At 70.7% G+C, this 18,379-nt stretch carries 16 protein-coding genes; 13 read left to right on the top strand and 3 right to left on the bottom strand.

All coding sequences use genetic code 11. From position 1 onward, the window contains the following. Positions 1-30: 30 nt before the first annotated feature. The 3 genes from cobU to cobS are packed head-to-tail and all read left to right on the top strand — an operon-like array spanning position 31 to position 2,313. Positions 31-561: a bifunctional adenosylcobinamide kinase/adenosylcobinamide-phosphate guanylyltransferase gene (gene cobU / locus PVT71_RS20925; RefSeq protein ID WP_353474410.1), complete on the top strand. Its 531-nt coding sequence runs from the start codon at positions 31-33 to the stop codon at positions 559-561. Then, positions 545-1,561, top strand: a complete 1,017-nt coding sequence (gene cobT / locus PVT71_RS20930) for a nicotinate-nucleotide--dimethylbenzimidazole phosphoribosyltransferase (RefSeq protein ID WP_353474411.1) — start codon at positions 545-547, stop codon at positions 1,559-1,561. Before cobU ends, cobT begins: the two co-directional genes overlap by 17 nt. Next, entirely contained in the window at positions 1,558-2,313 is a 756-nt protein-coding gene (gene cobS, locus PVT71_RS20935) for an adenosylcobinamide-GDP ribazoletransferase (protein WP_353474412.1), read from the top strand. Before cobT ends, cobS begins: the two co-directional genes overlap by 4 nt. Before the next feature lie 9 nt (positions 2,314-2,322). Here cobS and PVT71_RS20940 read toward each other — a convergent pair whose 3' ends face one another. After that, positions 2,323-3,108 (bottom strand): DeoR family transcriptional regulator, encoded by a 786-nt coding sequence (locus PVT71_RS20940; protein WP_353474413.1) that lies wholly within the window; start codon positions 3,106-3,108, stop codon positions 2,323-2,325. 134 nt (positions 3,109-3,242) lie between these two features. On the opposite strand from PVT71_RS20940, the gene deoC reads away from it, so the two are divergent. The 8 genes from deoC (at position 3,243) to PVT71_RS20980 (ending at position 12,566) form a co-directional block, all read left to right on the top strand. Continuing rightward, positions 3,243-4,244, top strand: a complete 1,002-nt coding sequence (gene deoC / locus PVT71_RS20945; RefSeq protein ID WP_353474414.1) for a deoxyribose-phosphate aldolase — start codon at positions 3,243-3,245, stop codon at positions 4,242-4,244. A gap of 5 nt (positions 4,245-4,249) precedes the next feature. After that, positions 4,250-6,613 (top strand): aldehyde dehydrogenase family protein, encoded by a 2,364-nt coding sequence (locus PVT71_RS20950; RefSeq protein ID WP_353474415.1) that lies wholly within the window; start codon positions 4,250-4,252, stop codon positions 6,611-6,613. A gap of 48 nt (positions 6,614-6,661) precedes the next feature. Continuing rightward, positions 6,662-7,600, top strand: coding sequence for a ribokinase (locus PVT71_RS20955; RefSeq protein ID WP_353474416.1), 939 nt, complete (start codon positions 6,662-6,664; stop codon positions 7,598-7,600). After that, entirely contained in the window at positions 7,597-8,472 is an 876-nt protein-coding gene (locus PVT71_RS20960) for a sugar ABC transporter permease (RefSeq protein ID WP_353474417.1), read from the top strand. Before PVT71_RS20955 ends, PVT71_RS20960 begins: the two co-directional genes overlap by 4 nt. Further along, complete coding sequence (locus PVT71_RS20965) at positions 8,469-9,497, top strand: carbohydrate ABC transporter permease (RefSeq protein ID WP_353474418.1); 1,029 nt, start codon at positions 8,469-8,471, stop codon at positions 9,495-9,497. Before PVT71_RS20960 ends, PVT71_RS20965 begins: the two co-directional genes overlap by 4 nt. Positions 9,498-9,546: 49 nt before the next feature. Next, positions 9,547-10,992: an extracellular solute-binding protein gene (locus PVT71_RS20970; RefSeq protein WP_353474419.1), complete on the top strand. Its 1,446-nt coding sequence runs from the start codon at positions 9,547-9,549 to the stop codon at positions 10,990-10,992. A 63-nt stretch (positions 10,993-11,055) separates the two neighbouring features. Next, positions 11,056-12,141, top strand: coding sequence for a sn-glycerol-3-phosphate ABC transporter ATP-binding protein UgpC (gene ugpC, locus PVT71_RS20975; RefSeq protein ID WP_353474420.1), 1,086 nt, complete (start codon positions 11,056-11,058; stop codon positions 12,139-12,141). A 17-nt stretch (positions 12,142-12,158) separates the two neighbouring features. Further along, positions 12,159-12,566 carry an antibiotic biosynthesis monooxygenase gene (locus tag PVT71_RS20980; RefSeq protein ID WP_353474421.1) on the top strand — a complete coding sequence of 136 codons (408 nt, stop codon included), beginning with the start codon at positions 12,159-12,161 and terminating at the stop codon, positions 12,564-12,566. Positions 12,567-12,581: 15 nt separating this feature from the next. On the opposite strand, the gene PVT71_RS20985 is transcribed toward PVT71_RS20980, so the two are convergent. Next, a complete protein-coding gene (locus PVT71_RS20985; RefSeq protein ID WP_353474422.1) occupies positions 12,582-13,247 on the bottom strand; it encodes an isochorismatase family protein in 666 nt (221 codons plus the stop codon). 34 nt (positions 13,248-13,281) lie between these two features. Next, on the bottom strand, positions 13,282-14,391 hold the full coding sequence (locus PVT71_RS20990) for an isochorismate synthase (RefSeq protein ID WP_353474423.1): 1,110 nt from the start codon (positions 14,389-14,391) through the stop codon (positions 13,282-13,284). A gap of 414 nt (positions 14,392-14,805) precedes the next feature. Here PVT71_RS20990 and PVT71_RS20995 point away from each other — a divergent pair, with 414 nt between their 5' ends. Both PVT71_RS20995 and PVT71_RS21000 read left to right on the top strand, forming a co-directional pair. Next, positions 14,806-17,568 (top strand): S8 family serine peptidase, encoded by a 2,763-nt coding sequence (locus PVT71_RS20995; RefSeq protein WP_353474424.1) that lies wholly within the window; start codon positions 14,806-14,808, stop codon positions 17,566-17,568. Between the two features lie 34 nt (positions 17,569-17,602). Beyond that, positions 17,603-18,370, top strand: a complete 768-nt coding sequence (locus PVT71_RS21000; protein ID WP_353474425.1) for a hypothetical protein — start codon at positions 17,603-17,605, stop codon at positions 18,368-18,370. Positions 18,371-18,379: the final 9 nt, after the last annotated feature.

An 18,379-nucleotide genomic window follows, 5' to 3' on the forward strand; every position in this document is an offset into this window, starting at 1 on the left:
TTCGCGGCATTGATGCTTTCCCATGCGGAAATGACAAGGTCGATACTCATCACGGGCGGGGCACGGTCCGGCAAGTCCACGCTGGCGGAACGCAAGGCGCTCGGCCCTCGCGGCCGGGCGGTTTATATCGCGACGGCAATGATTTACGAGGGCGATGACGAGATGGTGGCGCGCATCGCCGAGCACCGGGCGCGGCGCGGGGAGGGCTGGCAGGAGCTGCATGCGCCGCTCGATCTGGCCGCTGCGCTCAGGTCCAGCGACGGCGATCTGCCGCGGCTCGTCGACTGCCTGACGCTCTGGCTGACCAACCTGATGCTGGGCGGCAAGGACTGGCGCGCCGAGGTGCAGGCGCTGGTGAAAGAGATCGCCCGCCAGCACGCGCCGGTGGTCTTCGTCAGCAACGAGGTCGGCGCGGGAATCGTCCCCGAGACTCGCCTCGGCCGCGAGTTCCGCGACGCCGCGGGATGGATGAACCAGGCGGTTGCCGCCGCCTGCGACGAGGTCTGGCTGGCGGTGGCAGGCTATCCAGTGAAGGTGAAACCCAATGAGCATTCTTTCTGACATCCCCTCGCTCGCGGCCGTTGCTGCGCTGGTGGAGACGCTGCCCGTGGCGGATGCCGACGCGGCGCGGGCGGCGACGCAGCGCCAGATGGCCCTCACCAAGCCGCCGGGCGCGCTCGGCCGGCTCGAGGACCTGGCGATCTTCATGGCCGGCTGGCAGCGCACCGAGCGCCCGCGGATCAGCCGCGCGCAGGCGCTGGTCTTCGCCGGCAACCACGGCGTCTGCGCGCAGGGGGTGAACCCCTTCCCGCAGGAGGTGACGGCGCAGATGGTCGCCAATTTCGAGGCGGGCGGCGCGGCGATCAACCAGCTCTGCCGCGCGACCGGGGCTGAGCTGTCGGTGGTGGCGCTCGACCTCGACCACCCCACGGCCGACATCACCGAGGCCCCGGCGATGACCGAGGCCGAGACGCTCGCCGAGATGCGCCGCGGGGCCGCGGCGGTCTCGCCCGAGGCGCAGGTGGTGATCCTCGGCGAGATGGGCATCGGCAATTCGACCATCGCCGCGGCGCTGGCCTGCGCGGGGTTCGGCGGCCCGGCCGAGGGCTGGGTCGGGCGCGGCACCGGCTCGGACGCAGACGGTCTGGCGCGTAAGGTCGAGGCCGTGCGCCGCGCCTGCGCGCGCCATGCCGGGGCGCAGGGGCTTGGCCTGCTGGCGGCGCTTGGCGGGCGCGAGCAGGCGGCGATCTGCGGCGCGGTGCTCGAGGCGCGGGCGCGGCGCATCCCGGTGATCCTCGACGGGTTCATCTGCACCGCAGCGACCGTGCCGCTCTTTGCCGCCGATCCGCGCCTGCTCGACCATTGCCTCGTCGGCCACGTCAGCCGAGAGCCGGGCCATGCGCGGCTGCTCGAGGCCATGGGCAAGACGCCGGTGCTGGCGCTCGACATGGCGCTCGGCGAGGGGTCGGGCGCGGCGCTTGCGCTTGGCGTGCTGCGCGCGGCACTCGACTGCCACAACGGCATGGCGACCTTTGCCGAGGCCGGGGTCGCGGGGGGATGAGCGCGCCGCGCGCCCGCCTGCGCGAGCTGCAGGTGGCGGTGATGCTGCTGACCCGGCTGCCCGCCGGGCGGATCGAGGGCGAGGCCCCCGCGCTGCGCGCCGCCCGCTGGGCCTTTCCGCTGGTCGGGGTGCTGGTCGGCGTGACCGGCTGGGCGGCTTTCGCCGCGGCGCAAGTGGCAGGTGCCTCGGCGCTGCTGGCGGCGCTGCTCGCACTCGCCGCGCATGTGCTGGTCACCGGGGCGCTGCACGTCGACGGGCTGGCGGATTTCGCCGACGGCATGGGCGGCGGGCGGGACCGGGCGCACTGCCTCGAGATCATGCGCGACAGCCGCACCGGCAGCTACGGGGTGATGGCGCTGATCCTCGCGAGCGGGCTCTGGGTGGCGGCGCTGGCGCAGCTGGGCGGGGAGGCCGGGCCGGCGCTCTTCGCTGCTGTCGGGGCGCTGAGCCGGGTGGCCATGGTCGCGCTGCAGGAGGCGCTTCCCGCGGCCCGCTCCGACGGCATGGGCCGCCTCGCCGCAGGGCGCAGCCGCGGCGGGTGGCTGGGTGCGCTTGGGGCGCTCTGTCTGGCCGTGGTCCTCACCGGAGCGGTCGGGCTGGCGGTGGCCGGGGCATGTGCTCTCACGGCGCTCGCCGTCGGAGCGATCGCGCGGCGCAGGCTGGGCGGCTTGACGGGGGACGTGCTGGGGGCGGCGCAGCTGCTCTCCGAGGTCGTGTCCTGGACGGTCCTCGCGATGCTGCTCGCCGTCTGAGCGCAGACCTCAGGCCGGCGCGCCTTGCGGCGCGGGGGCGAGCCGCGACGGCGGGCTCAGCCCGTCCTCGGTGGCAACGAGGTCGAACTGCGACAGCGGACCGAAGCTGGCGGGCTTCACCTGTCCGAACTTCGAGCGGTCGACGACCAGCACGCTCTGCTGGGCGCGGGCCATGGCCGCGCGCTTCAGCGCCGCCTCGCGGAAGGTGGTGCAGGTTGCGCCGAGCCGCGCGTCGACCCCCGCCGCCGACAGGAAGGCCCAGTTGATCGCGTAGAGGTCGAGCGTGATGTCCTCGCCCGCCGGGTAGAACGAGGCGGTGGGCGCGTGGTAGACGCCGCCCAGCATGACCAGCTTGATGTTCGGCTTGCGCACCGCCATGTCGGCAATGTTCAGGGCGTAACATATTACTGTCAGTTCCATGTCATTCGGCACCATGGCCACAAGGTGGGGCAAGGTGGTGCCGCAATCGACGAAGAGCGTGTCCTTGGGCTGCAGCAGCGGGATGCAGGCGGCGCAGGCGGCGCGCTTGGCGGCCTCGTTCATCTCGGCGGCCTGCGCCAGCTCGTAGGGCGCGCGGCGCAGGGAGTCCTGCGACAGGACGATGTGACCCCCAAGAAACTGGAAGGTTTCGGGAGACTCCCGCATGTCGCGCCGGATCGTCATCTCGGACACGTCCAGCAATTCCGCGGCATCGCGGATGTGCAGGGATCCGCTTTTCAACACAGCATCTTGCAGCTGCTGAAGGCGGGCTTCCTTCTTGCTGGAGGGCTTTCCGCGGGGGTCGTCGCTGGTCACGTGTGGGAACTCCTCGATGACGAATGTTTACAAAATAACAAAAAGAGTTGCAATCGAAACATCGGGGAGTCATTACTGCGGCACCGCAGGGGCACCGCCGCGCCCGCGGAGACTTTCAGGATGAGGGCGTTTTCATGGGCGACACAGCCGCGCCGATCGACATGACGGGGCACAAGGCCGCCGCGTCTCACGAGCGCAACCCCGGCATGCCGCTGGATCTCTCCGCGATCAACGCGGTGCAGGTGAATAGCTCCGCCTCCGAGCGCCGCGCCGCCGCGCTGCCCGGCCGCCGCGCGGTCAAGGGCGACGCGCAGAGCGCCTGGCTGCTGAAGGCGGTGACCTGCATCGACCTGACCACACTGAACGGCGACGACACCGAGGGCCGCGTGCGCCGGCTTTGCGCCAAGGCCGCGCAGCCGGTGCGCCGCGACCTGCTCGAGGCGCTGGGGATGGGCGACCGGCGCATCACCACCGGCGCGGTCTGCGTCTATCACCGTTTCGTCGCCGCCGCCGTGGATGCCCTGCAGGGCACCGGGATTCCCGTCGCCGCCGTCTCGACCGGCTTTCCCGCCGGCCTCTCGCCGCATGCGACCAAGCTCGCGGAGATCGAGGCCTCGGTGAAGGACGGCGCTGAGGAGATCGACATCGTCATCACCCGCGAGCACGTGCTGACCGGCAACTGGCAGGCGCTTTACGACGAAATGCGCGACTACCGCGCCGCCTGCGGCGAGGCGCATGTGAAGGCGATCCTCGCGACCGGCGACCTGAAGACCCTGCGCAACGTCGCCAAGGCCAGCTACGTGTGCATGATGGCGGGGGCGGATTTCATCAAGACCTCGACCGGCAAGGAAGGCGTCAACGCCACGCTGCCCGTGTCGCTGACCATGGTCCGGGCGATCCGCCACTACCGCGAGATGACCGGCATCAAGATCGGCTACAAGCCCGCCGGCGGCGTGTCGAAGGCCAAGGACGTGCTGACCTACTTCGCCCTGATGAAGGAAGAGCTGGGCCACGACTGGCTGCAGCCCGATCTCTTCCGCATCGGCGCCTCGTCGCTGCTCGGCGACATCGAGCGGCAACTCGAACACCGCGTGACCGGCGCCTACAGCGCCGCGCACCGCCACCCGATCGGATAAGGCAGATGACCGTAGCGAGCTATTTCGACAGCATGGATTACGCACCGAGCCTTGAGGACGACAAGAGCGCCCGCCAGTGGCTGGAGGCGCATGAGGGCCGGTTCGGCCATTTCATCGACGGGAGCTTCACCGCGCCCGCCGAGGGGTTCGAGACCCTCGAGCCCGCCACCGGCAAACGCCTCGCGCAGGTCTCGCAGGGCGGGGCGGCCGACATCGACGCGGCGGTGCGCGCGGCGCGCAAGGCGCAGAAGGGCTGGGCGGCGCTGCCCGGCCACGAGCGCGCGCTGAAACTCTACGCGCTGGCGCGGATCATCCAGCGCCACGCGCGGATCCTGTCGGTGGTCGAGGCGCTCGACAACGGCAAGCCGATCCGCGAGACCCGCGACATCGACATCCCGCTGGCGGCGCGCCACTTCTACCACCACGCGGGCTGGGCGCAGCTGCAGGAAAGCCAGTTCCCCGGCTACGACCCGGTGGGCGTCATCGGCCAGGTGATCCCGTGGAACTTCCCCTTCCTGATGCTGGCCTGGAAGGTCGCGCCGGCGCTGGCGCTCGGCAACACCGTGGTGCTGAAGCCCGCCGAGCAGACGCCGCTGACCGCGCTGCTCTTCGCCGAGCTGGCGCAGGCTGCAGGCCTGCCCGAGGGCGTGCTCAACATCGTCACCGGCGACGGTGCCACCGGCGCGCTGCTCGCGGCGCATGACGGCGTCGACAAGGTGGCCTTCACCGGCTCGACCGAGGTTGGCCGCAGGATTCGCGAGGCCACGGCGGGCTCGGGCAAGTCGCTGACGCTGGAGCTGGGCGGCAAGTCGCCCTTCATCGTCTGCGCCGATGCCGATCTCGACGCGGCGGTCGAGGGCGTGGTCGATGCGATCTGGTTCAACCAGGGTCAGGTCTGCTGCGCGGGCTCGCGCCTGCTGGTGCAGGAAGGCGTGGCGCAGGACTTCCACGCCCGCCTTGCGGCGCGGATGCAGACGCTGCGCATCGGCGCCTCGCTCGACAAGACCATCGACATGGGGGCGGTGATCGACACCGGCGCGCGCGACCGGATCGCCGGGATCGTGGACCGCGCCGTCGCCGCCGGGGCCGAGCTGGTGCAGGCCGGCATGGAGGCGCCCAATGCGGGCAGCTTCTACCCGCCGACGCTGCTCTGCAACGTGCCCGCCACCTGCGAGGCGGCGACCGACGAGATCTTCGGCCCGGTCGCCGTGTCGATGACCTTCCGCACGCCCGACGAGGCGGTGCAGCTTGCCAACCACACGCGCTACGGCCTTGCCGCCAGCATCTGGAGCGAGAACGTCAACCTTGCGCTCGACCTCGCCGCGAAGGTGCAGGCCGGTGTCGTCTGGGTGAACTGCACCAACGTGCTCGACGCGGGTGTCGGCTTCGGCGGCGTCAAGGAAAGCGGCTTCGGCCGCGAGGGCGGCCGCGAGGGGTGCTTCGACTATCTCAAGCCCGCGGCTTTCGCCAAGGCGCCCGAGCGCAAGGCCGTGGCCCCCGCGAAAGCCAAGGGCTTCGCGCTCGACCCGGTGGACCGCACCGCCAAGTTCTTCATCGGCGGCAAGCAGGCGCGGCCCGACGGCGGCCATGCCGCCCCGGTGATCGGCGCCAAGGGCGAGGTGCTGGGCGAGGTCGGCATCGGCAACCGCAAGGACATCCGCAACGCCGTCGAGGCGGCGCGGGGCGCGGCCAGCTGGGGCTCCAAGACCCAGCACAACCGCGCGCAGATCCTCTACTACATGGGCGAGAACCTCTCGGCCCGCGCCGGGGAATTCGCCGATCGCATCCAGGCGATGACCGGGGTCAAGGCCGACAGGGCCCGGGCCGAGGTCGCGGCCTCGGTGGCGCGCTTCTTCAGCTACGGCGCCTGGGCCGACAAGGTCGAGGGTACGGTGCACATGCCGCCGATGCGCGGGCTGGCGCTGGCCGTGCCCGAGTCGATCGGCGTCGCCGGGGTGATCTGCCCGACCGAGGCGCCGCTTCTCGGCTTCGTCTCGACCGTCGCGCCGCTCATCGCCACCGGCAACCGCGTGGTGGCCGTCGCCTCCGAGGCGCATCCGCTTTCGGCGACCGATTTCTACCAGGTGGTGGAAACCTCGGACCTGCCGGGCGGTGTGCTCAACATCGTCACCGGCCCGGCCGAGGCGCTGGGGGCGGAACTGGCAAAGCACAATGACGTGGACACGGTCTGGGCCTTCGGCTCGGCCGCGCTGTCGGAAACGGTCGAGCGGCTCTCGACCGGCAACCTCAAGCGCGTCTTCACCGACTACGGCCGCGCCTGGGATTGGGCATCGCCCGCCGCCGAGGGAGAGCTGTTCCTGCGTCAGGCCACCCAGCTCAAGAACATCTGGGTGCCTTACGGAGAATAGATAACAAGACGTGGCCCTTGGGAGGGGGCCGCGCGGGAGGAGGACAGAATGGGACAAGGCAAGGGGATCGCGATCCTCGGTATCTACGTGGCCGATACCGCCTACCTGGCGGGCCGCATGCCGAGGATCGGCGAGACGCTCCAGGGCACGGGCTTTTCGCTCGGGCCGGGGGGCAAGGGCTCGAACCAGGCCGTCGCCGCCGGGCGCGCGGGGGCCGAGGTCTGCTTCATCTCGAAGATCGGGGATGACCCGTTCGGCAAGATGGCGCTGGAGATCTACGCGCAATCGGGCGTGACGCCGAAGGTCGAGGTCATGTCCGACATGCCCTCGGGCGCGGCCTTCATCTTCGTCAACGACGAGACCGGCGAGAACGCGATCATCGTCTATCCCGGCGCGGCGGGAACCATCTCGGCCTCTGACGTCGAGGCGCAGCGCGAGGTGATCGAAGGCGCGGCGGTCTTCGTCACCCAGCTCGAGCAGCCCGCCGAGGCGGCGCTGGCGGCGCTGAGGATGGCGCGCGCGGCAGGGGTGACCACGGTGTTCAACCCGGCGCCCGCCAACCCCTTCGACCCCGAGTGCTTCGGCCTCAGCGACTATTTCGTGCCGAACGAGAGCGAGGCGGCGGCGATCGTCGGCTTCGACATCGTGAGCGACGAGGACGCGCGCCGCGCCGGCGAGGACTTCCTGTCGCGCGGCGTCAGGACCGCGCTCATCACGCTCGGCGAGCGCGGCGTCTACATCCATTCGCCCGAGATCAGCAGACGCATCCCCGCTGTCACCAATGCGCCGGTGATCGACACGGCGGGGGCGGGCGACGCCTTCATCGGCGGCTTCGCGGCGGCGCTGGCCGAGGGCTGCGGCGTCGAGGAGGCGGTGCGCTTCGGTTGCGCCACCGCCGGCATCGCGGTCACCCGCCGCGGCACCGCCCCGGCCATGCCCGACCGCGCCGAGATCGACGCGCTCCTGCGGCAGGGAGCCGCCGCATGACGCGCGACGATCCGGTCAAGCACCTGTTCCTCTGGCCGGCGTTCCTGGTGGTGCTGGCCATCGCGATCTTCCCGCTGATCTTCTCTCTGGCCAACAGCTTCATGTCGCTGCGGCTGGTGCCGCCGATGCCCGCGCGCTTCGTCGGGCTCGACAACTACACCGAACTGCTGGGCAATCCGCGCTTCTGGCACACGGTGAAGACCACGGCGATCATCGCCTTCACCTCGGTCGCGTTGCAGTTCGTCATCGGCTTCGGCATCGCGTTGGCGCTCGCCAAGCGGGTGAAGGGGGTCGAGTTCTTCCGCGTGACGTTCCTCATGCCCATGCTCGTCGCCCCGGTCGCCGTGGCGCTGGTGGCACGGCAGATCCTCAACCCGACCATGGGCCCGCTCAACCAGCTTGCCAGCTTCCTCGGCTTTCCGAACCTGCCCTATCTCACCGATGCGCACTGGGCGCTGGGATCGCTTATCGCGGTCGAGATCTGGCAATGGACGCCCTTCGTCATCCTGCTGCTGCTCGCCGGCCTGCAGGGGCTGCCCGATGACGTCTACGAGGCGGCGGAGCTCGAGAACGCCTCGCCCTGGCAGCAGTTCTGGGGGATCACCTTCCCGATGATGCTGCCGATCTCGGCGGCGGTGATCTTCATCCGCATCGTCGAGAGCTTCAAGATCATCGACACGGTCTTCGTGATGACCGGCGGCGGCCCGGGCGTCGCGACCGAGACGTTGACGCTCTTCGCCTACCAGGAGGGGTTCAAGAAGTTCAACCTCGGCTACACCTCGGCGCTGAGCTTCCTCTTCCTTGCGGTGGTGCTGATCCTCAGCCTCGTCTACCTCGCCCTGCTGAAGCCCTACCTGGAGAAGTACAGATGAGCGTCCGCGACCTGACCGGCTCGCGCCGCTGGCTGGCCTTCGCCGCCTGCTGCGCGTGGTTCGCCTTCACCATCTTCCCGCTCTACTGGGTGGCGATCACCTCGCTGAAGACCCCGCCCGACGTGGTGGGCGGGCCGACCTACCTGCCGTTCGTCGACTTCGATCCGACGCTGAAGGCCTGGCGCGAGCTCTTCTCGGGCATCCGTGGCGAGTTCTACGCGAACTTCTGGTCCTCGGCGATCGTCTCGGTCTCGTCCTCGGTCTTCGCGACGCTGCTCGGGGCGATGGCGGCCTACGCGCTGGTGCGCTTCCCGTTCCGGGTGCGCATGGCCTCGGGGATCATCTTCTTCGTGGTCGCGATGGGGGGCTTCCTGCTCGGCCGCAACGTCGCGGGCCTGCCGCCGGCGACCGCCTCGATCCTCGCCTTCTGCGTGGCGCTGGCGCTTGCGGTCTTCGTGAACCGCTTCAGGCTGCCGGGCAAGGTGATGACCAATGACGACATCGTCTTCTGGTTCGTCAGCCAGCGCCTGTTCCCGCCCATCGTCGTCGCCTTCGCGCTGTTCCTGCTCTACTCCGAGATGGGCAAGCTGGGCTTCAAACTGACCGACACCTACCTCGGGCTGACGCTGGCCTACATCGCCTTCTCGCTGCCGATCGTGGTCTGGCTGATGCGCGACTTCATCTCGGCCCTGCCGCTCGAGGTCGAGGAGGCGGCGATGGTCGACAACGTGCCGCAGTGGCGGATCTTCTTCGGCATCGTGCTGCCCATGTGCCGGCCCGGGCTGATCGCCACCTTCGTCATCACGCTTGCCTTCACTTGGAACGAGTTCCTGTTCGCGCTCTTCCTGACCAATTCCGAGTGGCAGACCCTGCCGGTGCTGATCGCCGGGCAGAACAGCCAGCGCGGCGACGAGTGGTGGGCGATCTCCGCCGCCGCGCTGGTGGCGATCGTGCCCATGGTGATCGTGGCGGGGCTCTTGGGGCGGCTGATGCGCTCGGGCCTGCTGAGCGGCGCCGTGAAATAGGTTTTTTCAAAGGCCCTGGAGGAGGGGCCGCATAAAGGGAGGAACTATAATGCTGAAATCACTGAAACTCTCCGTGGGCGCTGTGGCGCTCTCGGCCGGGGCGGCGCTGGCCTGCTCGCCGGATTTCACCGGGGTCGAGATCACCGCGACCACGCAGACCGGGCCCTACATCGCCTCGGCCCTGACCCAGGCCGCCGAGTCCTGGAAGGAGAAGACCTGCGGCACGGTCAAGGTGGTGGAATTCCCCTGGTCCGAGCTCTACCCCAAGATCGTCACCACGCTCGCCGCCGGCGATGACGCCTTCGACGTGATCGCCTTCGCCCCGGCCTGGGCGCCGGACTTCACGCCGTTCCTGACCGAGATGCCGGCCAAGTACCAGGAGGGCGAGGCCTGGGAGGACATCGCGCCGGTCTACCGCGAGTCGCTGATGGTGTGGAACGGCAAGGTGCTGTCGCAGACCATGGACGGCGACGTGCACACCTACACCTATCGCATCGACCTCTTCGAGGACCCGGCCAACAAGGAGGCCTTCAAGGCCGCCTACGGCTACGATCTCGCGGTGCCGAAAACCTGGAAGGAGTATCTCGACATCGCCGAGTTCTTCCAGAACAACGTCGACGGCGTCTACGGCACGGCCGAGGCCTTCCGCCGCGGTGGCCAGCAGTTCTGGTTCCTGTTCAGCCACGTGGCGGCCTATGCCAGCCACCCGGACCTGCCCGGTGCCATGTTCTTCGACCCCGAGACGATGGACGCGCAGGTCAACAACCCCGCCTGGGTGCGCGGCCTCGAGGAATACATCCGCGCCTCGAAGCTGGCGCCGCCCTCGGCGCTCAACTTCTCGTTCGGCGAGGTCAACGCGGCCTTTGCCGGCGGGCAGGTGGCGCAGTCGATCGGCTGGGGCGACACCGGCGTGATCGCCGCCGACCCGGCGCAGTCCACCGTCGCGGGCAAGGTCGGCTCGGCCGTGCTGCCCTCCTCGACCGAGGTCTACAACTACAAGACCAAGGAATGGGACACGTTCGACGCCCCCGTCGACACCTCGTTCATGGCCTTCGGCGGCTGGCAGGCGGCGGTTCCCGCCTCATCGAAGAAGCAGGAAGCGGCCTGGGACTTCATCTCGCACCTGACCAGCCCCGAGGTCTCGGGCATCGCGGCGGTGACCGGCGGCACGGGCGTGAACCCCTACCGCATCTCGCACACCACCAACATGGAGCGCTGGTCCAAGCTCTTCTCCGAGCGCGAGGCGACCGAATACCTCGGCGCGCAGCGTGACGCGGTGACGGCGGACAACGTGGCGCTCGACATGCGCCTGCCGGGCTACTTCTCCTACACCGAGATCCTCGAGATCGAGCTCAGCCGCGCGCTGGCCGGAGAGGTCACCCCGCAGGAGGCGCTCGACACCGTCGCCAAGGGCTGGAACGACCTGACCGACCAGTTCGGCCGCGACACCCAGCTGGCCGCCTACCGCGCCTCGATGGGCCTGCCCCAGATGTAACCGCAGGCGGGGCGGCCCCCGGGGCCGTCCCGCATCCGCGCTTGGAACGAAGAGACATCCGCAATGGCAAAGATTTCGCTGAAAGGCGTGACGAAATCCTACGGTCTGCTGGAGGTGATCCCGCCCATGGACCTCGAGATCGAGGACGGCGAATTCGTCGTGCTCGTCGGGCCCTCGGGCTGCGGCAAGTCCACCACGCTGCGCATGATCGCCGGGCTCGAGACGGTGACCGACGGCGTGGTGGCGATCGGCGAGCGCGAGGTCACCCGGCTGCGTCCCGGCCTGCGCAACTGCGCCATGGTCTTCCAGAGCTACGCGCTCTACCCGCACATGAGCGTGCGCGACAACATCGGCTACGGCATGAAGGTGCGCGGCGTGCCGAGGGCCGAGGCGCAGGGCGCCGTCGAGAACGCCGCCCGCATCCTCAACCTCACCGACTACCTCGACCGCAAGCCCGCCGCCCTGTCGGGCGGGCAGCGCCAGCGCGTCGCCATCGGCCGTGCCATCGTGCGCGATCCCGACGTGTTCCTGTTCGACGAGCCGCTCTCGAACCTCGATGCCAAGCTGCGGGTCGAGATGCGGGTCGAGATCAAGCAGCTGCACCGGCGGCTGAAGACCACGATGGTCTACGTCACCCACGACCAGGTCGAGGCGATGACCATGGCCGACCGCGTGGTGGTGCTGCGCGACGGCGTGGTCGAGCAGGCGGCCGATCCGATCACCCTCTACGAGCGCCCCGCCAACCGCTTCGTCGCGGGCTTCATCGGCGCGCCCAGCATGAATATGCTCGAGGGGCGGCTCGAGGGGACCGGCGGCAGCCTGCGCTTTCTCGGGCAGGGGGGGCTCGACTTCGCCATCCCCGAGGACCGCGTCGCGGCGCTGGCGCCGCTCGAGGGTCAGGCCTGCGTGCTTGGCATCCGGCCCGAGCACACCCGCGAGGCGGGCACCGGCATCCCGATCTCGGTCGAGGTGCTCGACGTCGAGCCGCTCGGCCCGCACACGCTGCTGATCGGGCAGGCGGGCGAGACCAAGTTCACCGGGCAGGCCGAGGCCGGAACGCCGACCCGTCCGGGCGACCGGGTGACCGTCCAGCTCGATCCCGCCAAGCTGCATTTCTTCCGCGCCGACACCGGCGCGGCCATCCGCTGATCCCGAGGGAGCCCGCCATGACCACCGACACCATTGCCGCGCTGATCGTCCTCGAGGCCTTCGAGCACGTCGATCCCTCGCGCTGCGCCGATTACGAGACCGCCGCCAAGGCGATCGACGACAAGGTGAAGGAGACCGAGCCCGGCATGCTGGTCCACGCGCTCACCCGCGTCGCCGAGGCGCCGGACCGCGTGACCTACCGCTGGCTCGAGATCTTCGACGGGGTGGCGGCGCTCGAGGCGCATTTCGCCAGCCCGCACGTGAAGGAGCACGTCGCCCGGATGATGGACGGCATCCTGCTCTCGCCGGTCGAGCTGGTGCTCTGCGTCGGCTGGAGCGAGGCCGAGAAGGCAGAGATCAACGCCCGCCTCGGCGGGGCGCTGACCTTCGCCGAGGTGAAGACCGGCTACTACCTCACCCGCTAGGCGTGGCTTCCGGCCTCAGCCCCGCGCGGCCGCGGCAAGCTCCGCGGCCACCGCGTTCGTGCTCATCGGCACGCCGCTGCAGGCGGCCACCCAGCTCAGCGCCATGTCGTGCTGCGCGCGGCTGAAATCGGCCAGCGCATCGGCCACGAAGAAGGGCTGGATGTCGCGCTGGAACGCCTCGGCCGCCGTGGCGAGGCAGCCGATATGGGCGTAGATGCCGGTGATGATCAGCTGGTCGCGGCCGCGCGCGCGCATCAGCTCGGCAAGGTTCGAGCGCTGGAAGGCGCTGTAGCGGTGCTTGACCAGCGTGATGTCCCCCGGGGCGGGCGCCAGCGCCGGCAGGATCTCCTCGTGCTCGGGGATCGCCGACATGCCGGGCCCCCAGAGATCGGCCTGCAGCCCGCGGTCGGGGCGGAACTGGTTGCCCTTCTGCGCGGTGTAGAAGACCGGCACCCCGGCGCGGCGGGCGGCGGCGAGGAGCCTTGCGATATTGGCCGCGGCGGCGGCGATGGGGCTGCCCGCGCGCTCGAGGCCATCTGCGCCATAGGCGGCGCAGAAATAGCGCTGCATGTCATGCACCAGGAGCGCGGCGCGCGCCGGGGCCAGCGTGAAGGGCGCGCGCGGCAGCGGCAGCTCGGTGGCGGTGGGCAGCGGGTAGTCGGGGATTTTCGGCAGGGCCATCGGGTCGTCTCGTCCGTCGTGGGGAAGGGTGGGCTCAGAGCGTCTCGGCGATGCCGAGCGCGCGGCGCATGGCGATGAACTTGGCGCGGGTCTCGGCGACCTCGTCCTCGGGGACCGAGGCCGCGACGATCCCCGCCCCGGCGAAGAGCCGCGCGGCGCGCCCCTCGATCATCGCGCAGCGCAGCGTGACGTGCCATTCGCCGTCATTCGCCGCATCCGTCCAGCCGAGCGTGCCGGCGTAGAAGTCGCGCTCGAAGGGTTCGGCGGCGGCGATCGCGCGCAGCGCCTCGGGCAGCGGCGCGCCGGCCACGGCGGGGGTGGGATGCAGCGCCGCCAGCAGTGCGAGGCAGGGCGTGTCCGCATCGCGCAGCGTGCCGCGGATGCAGGTCCCGAGGTGCCACATGCTCGCGGTCCGGTCGAGCTGCGGCCGCTCGGGCACGCTCAGCTGCGCGCAATGCGGCGCAAGGATGTCGTGGATGTACTCGACCACCACGCGATGCTCGACATTGTCCTTCTCCGAGCCGACCAGCGCCGCCCGGGCGCGCCCGTCCTCCGCCGCGTCCTCGCTGCGCCGGGCCGACCCGGCCAGCGGGTGCGAGCGGATCTCGGCGCCGGTCTTGCGCAGCAGCAGCTCGGGGGTGGCGCCGACCAGCCAGCGCGCGGCAGGGCCGGTGCCGGGCAGGGGCAGGCAATAGGCGGTCACGTGAGGGTCACTGCCGAGCCGCTCGGCCACGGCGAAGGGATCGAGCGCGCGGTCGGTGCGCAGGTCGAGCGCGCGCGCCAGCACCGCCTTGCGCAGCGGCTGTTTCGGGTCTGCCACCTGCGCGGCGGTCGCCGCGACGGCACGGGCGTAGTGTTCCTGCGACGGCAGGCGCTGGAGTGCTAGGGGTCGGGCCTCGCCGCCGCGCGCGGCGGGTGTGGCGGCGGGCGAGGGGCCTGGCCGCAGCGCGTAGAGCCAGCCGGGCAGTTCGCGGGAGAACGGAAAGGCGCCGAAGACGCGCTCGGCAAAGGCCGTCCCGCGCGCGGCGAAACCGGCAAGCGTGTCGGAGCGCGCCTCGGCAATCACGCCGTCATGGGCGCCGAGACGCAGCGAAAGGCCGAGGCAGGCCCCGGCGGAGGGCAGGGAATAGGCAAGGTTGCTCAAGGATCGAGTCCTGATCTGGGAGCTGCCTGCCATGAAAGGTGGGTGCTGTGGGTGGGTTAGGACGGCGCGCGCCGCCAACTCCCTGCGCAGGTAGCCCGGTCGGACGAGGGCTGTCAATTCACAACTCCCGCCCCGGCGGGCACGGGCGCGGGAGCGGCGCGGCTTTCCGGAATACCCGCCTTGCGTGTGTCTCGCGACGCGGCTCGCTTCTTTGCGGGGCGATTTGGTGCTATGATCGGGCCATTCGATTGAAGATATTTGCTCCGGGGAGGTCGGCCATGCGCCATCCACAGCTCGGTCAGCCCAAGGTCATTTCCGGCGGTTCCACGCCAGCCCGCCGCGCCGCGCTCCCCGGCACGGGGCGTGCAAGTTCCACCGCGGGGCCACGCGCCCCGGACAGCGAGGGTGGGGTCCATGCAGTTCAAGGATGAATGGGTCGCGCCGGGCGAGTTCACCTGGAAGGCGGCCTTCGCGCTCTGCTCCGCCTGCAAGCTCTCCTACGAGTCGACCGCCGAGACGAGCCGCGTGCTCGGGCAGGTCTGGCATGTCGACGGGCGGGTCTTCCGCAAGGGCCACACCGAGGGGCTGCTGGCCATGGGGCCGCATGCGGCGGTGGTGGCCTTTCGCGGAACGCAGGGGCTCAACGACTGGCTCAGCAACCTCAACATCCCGCCCGCGCCCTCCGCCGCCTTCGGCGCGGCGGTGCACAGCGGCTTTCTCAACGCCTACGCGGTGGTGGCGCCGCTGGTGGAGCGGGCCGTCGCGGAGGCGGGAAACCGCACGCTCTGGTTCACCGGCCACAGCCTCGGCGGCGCGATCGCGGTGGTGGCGGCGGCGCATTTCCGGGCGCGGCGGCCCGCGGGCGTGGTCACCTTCGGCCAGCCGCGGATGCTGTCGGACGGGGCGGCGGCCTTCATGCGCACGACCTTCGGCCGCTCCTACGTGCGGGTGGTCAACGATGACGACATCGTCGCGCGCATCCCGATCTTCTATCACCACACCGGACGGCTGCTGCATTTCAACTTCGCCGGCGCGCTCGAGGCGGAGGCCGAGCACGCGCCGGGCGGCCCCGAGGGTGTCGCCGCGGCCGAGGCGAGCGACGATCCGCCCCCGGTGAGCCCCGCCGAGCAGGAGGCCATCGAGCGCACCGCGCAGGCGGTCAAGCTCGCCACCCCGCCGGGGATGGACCGGGAATTCGAAGGGCTCGAGGGCAGCTCGGCGACCGGCGCGGACGTCGCCATCGAGGGGCTGATCCCCGGCACCTCGGCGCATCGCATCGACGCCTACCTGCAGCTCATGCGCGTGCAGGCCATGGCGACCGAGGCCGAGGACGACACTTTCGACGACGGCGCGCGCAACCTGCTGCGCCACCGCGCCGACGACACCGAGGGCGGGCTCGAGAGCGGTTTCGAGAGCGATCTCGAGGTCGAGGGGGACGGCGCCGTGCCGCAGGGGGCTGCGCCGCCGCGGGCGCCGCGCCAGCCGGTGGTGATCCGCCTGCGCAGCGAGGCCTGGGTGCCGCCCGCCGGGATGCCGGTGCCGTCGCGCTTCGGCCAGTTCGCGACGGCGCTCGCCACCGCCTCCGACATCGAGGCGCTGCGCGCCGATCCGGACGTGGTCGCCATCGAGGTCAGCCGCGAGGCGGGGATCGAGGATCTCGACACCTCGGTGCCCTTCGTCGGGGCCGAGAACATCCACCGCCCGCCGATCGACGAGCGCGGCGACGGGGCGCTGGTCGGGCTCATCGACACCGGCGTCGACATCCTGCACCGCGCCTTCCGCAAGCCCGATGGCAGCACCCGGATCCTCGCGATCTGGGACCAGCGCAGCCCCGAGGGCCCGGCCCCCGTCGCGGTCGACCCGGCCTTCACCCAGGACCACGGCAGGCTCTACCTCGCCGCCGACATCGACGCGATGATCGCCGCGCACGAGGCGCAGGGGCCGGACCGGAAGGACGTGCCAGACCGCCTGCGCGACCTTGACGGGCACGGCACGCACGTGGCGGGCATCGCGGCGGGGCGGGCGGTCGGCGCGATGGCGGACGGCATGGCGCCCGAGGCGCCGATCCTCTGCGTCGTCGCGGGCATCACCCAGGGCGCGGGCGAGCCGCCCAGCGTCGGCTACTCGATGAGCCACGTCGACGCGCTGGTCTTCCTGCGCCGGGTGGCGCAGGGCGGAACCAGCGTGCTCGCGCCGCCCATGCCCATCGCGATCAACGTCAGCCTCGGGATGAACGCCGGGGCGCATGACGGCTCGACCACGCTCGAGGCGGCCTTCGACGCGATCACCGGCGGCGGGCGCGACCCTGATTGCGTGATCGTGAAATCCGCCGGCAACGAGCGGGGCCACGCGGGCCATGCGCGGGTCGCGGTGGCACAGGGGCTGCTGGCCGAGCTGCAATGGACCAGCTCCGCCCGGCCGCGCGACGCGGATTACTTCGAGGCCTGGATCGACGGGATGGACGACGTCGCCTTTCGCCTGACCACCCCCGGCGGCGAGACCTCCGAGTGGGTCAATTTCGAGGCGCCCGAACGCGAGGTGCCGCTCGGCGGCAACCTCTGCCTGCTGCAGCTCAAGCAGATGCATCCAGACAACGGCGCGCACCGGCTGGTGATCTCGATCCGCGCCCGGCCCGACCCGATCCTGACCGGCGACTGGACGCTCGAGATGCACGGCCGCGAGATGCTCAGCGCCGCCTGCGAGGTGCATATCTGGGTCGAGCGCACGCAGGAGCGCGCCATCCGGTTCCAGACCCATGATCCCGAGATGACCCTCTCGGTGCCCGGCACCGCGCGCACGGTGATCGCGGTGGGGGCCTGCAACTCGGCCATCCCGGCGCGGCTCAACGACAGCTCGTCCTGGGGGCTCACCCGCGACGGCCGGCACAAGCCCGAGCTCTGCGCGCCCGGCTTCGAGATCCGCTCGGCCCAGTCGGGCGGGGCGGCGCATGACGAGACCGTCGCCATGAGTGGCACCAGCATGGCCGCGCCGCACGTGACCGGGGCGATCGCTCTGGTGATGTCGCGCCGCCGCAAGCTCGGGCTGCCGCCGCTCAACGCGGTGCAGTACCAGACCGCGCTGATCCGCACGGTGCGCGGCTCGCCGCTGCATCACCACGTCGGGGCGGGCTATGGCGTGCTCGATGCCGGGGCGCTGTTCGAGGAGCTGGGCAAGTGACCGCGTGCCCCCCGGAGAGAAAGGTGGACCGCCGATGACCGATCCCGTTGCCGAGGCGCTGGCCTTCGTCGAGAGCGTCGAGATCCCCGGCCCGCCGGGCGGTTTCGAGGCCGCCGAGAGCGACATGAACCCCCCCGACTTCGGCGCGGCGGGCGAGCAGTCCGTCGCCATCGGCTCTCAGATCGCGGGCTTTGCCGAAAGCGTGCCGGCGGACCTGCGCAGGTTCATCGCCGATGCCTTCCTGCTGGCGCAGCTCGCCGCGACCAAGGCGATCGAGTCCGGCGGCACCGGCGCGCAATGGTACGACACCTACGTGGCGACGCTGGGCAAGGTCGGCTGGACGGCCGAGAGCGCCGACCGCTCGATGCGCGTCGTCGCCGGCGGCTCGGCCGAGGTGCACAAGGAGATCCTCTCGGTGCTGGCGCTGGTGCTCGGCCCCGGCGCGGCCGCGGCGGCAAGCGTGATCGCGGTGCTGAAGGGGCTCGACAACATGGACCGGCAGACGCCGTGGATCACGCTCTTCCAGCGCCGCAGCCAGCGCGCCAATGCCAACCAGTTCCAGATCAGCACCGCCAGCGTCGAGCAGGGCGTGCCGGTGGTGCGGCTCGTCGGCTTCGATCTCGACGCCAGCCGCTCGGTGACGCAGGTGCTGTTCTTCCGCTTCGGTCAGTCCGACGCCACGCTGCGCCAGTTCAGCCAGACCATGTCGGTGGACGAGCCCCTGTTCCGCGCCGCGGGGCCGAAGATCGCCGAGAGGCTCGGCGCGCATGTCGGCGAGGAGATCGCCGCGATCGACATCTGACAGGGGCAG

This window comes from Salipiger sp. H15 (genome assembly GCF_040409955.1).
Classification (GTDB): Bacteria; Pseudomonadota; Alphaproteobacteria; order Rhodobacterales; family Rhodobacteraceae; genus Salipiger.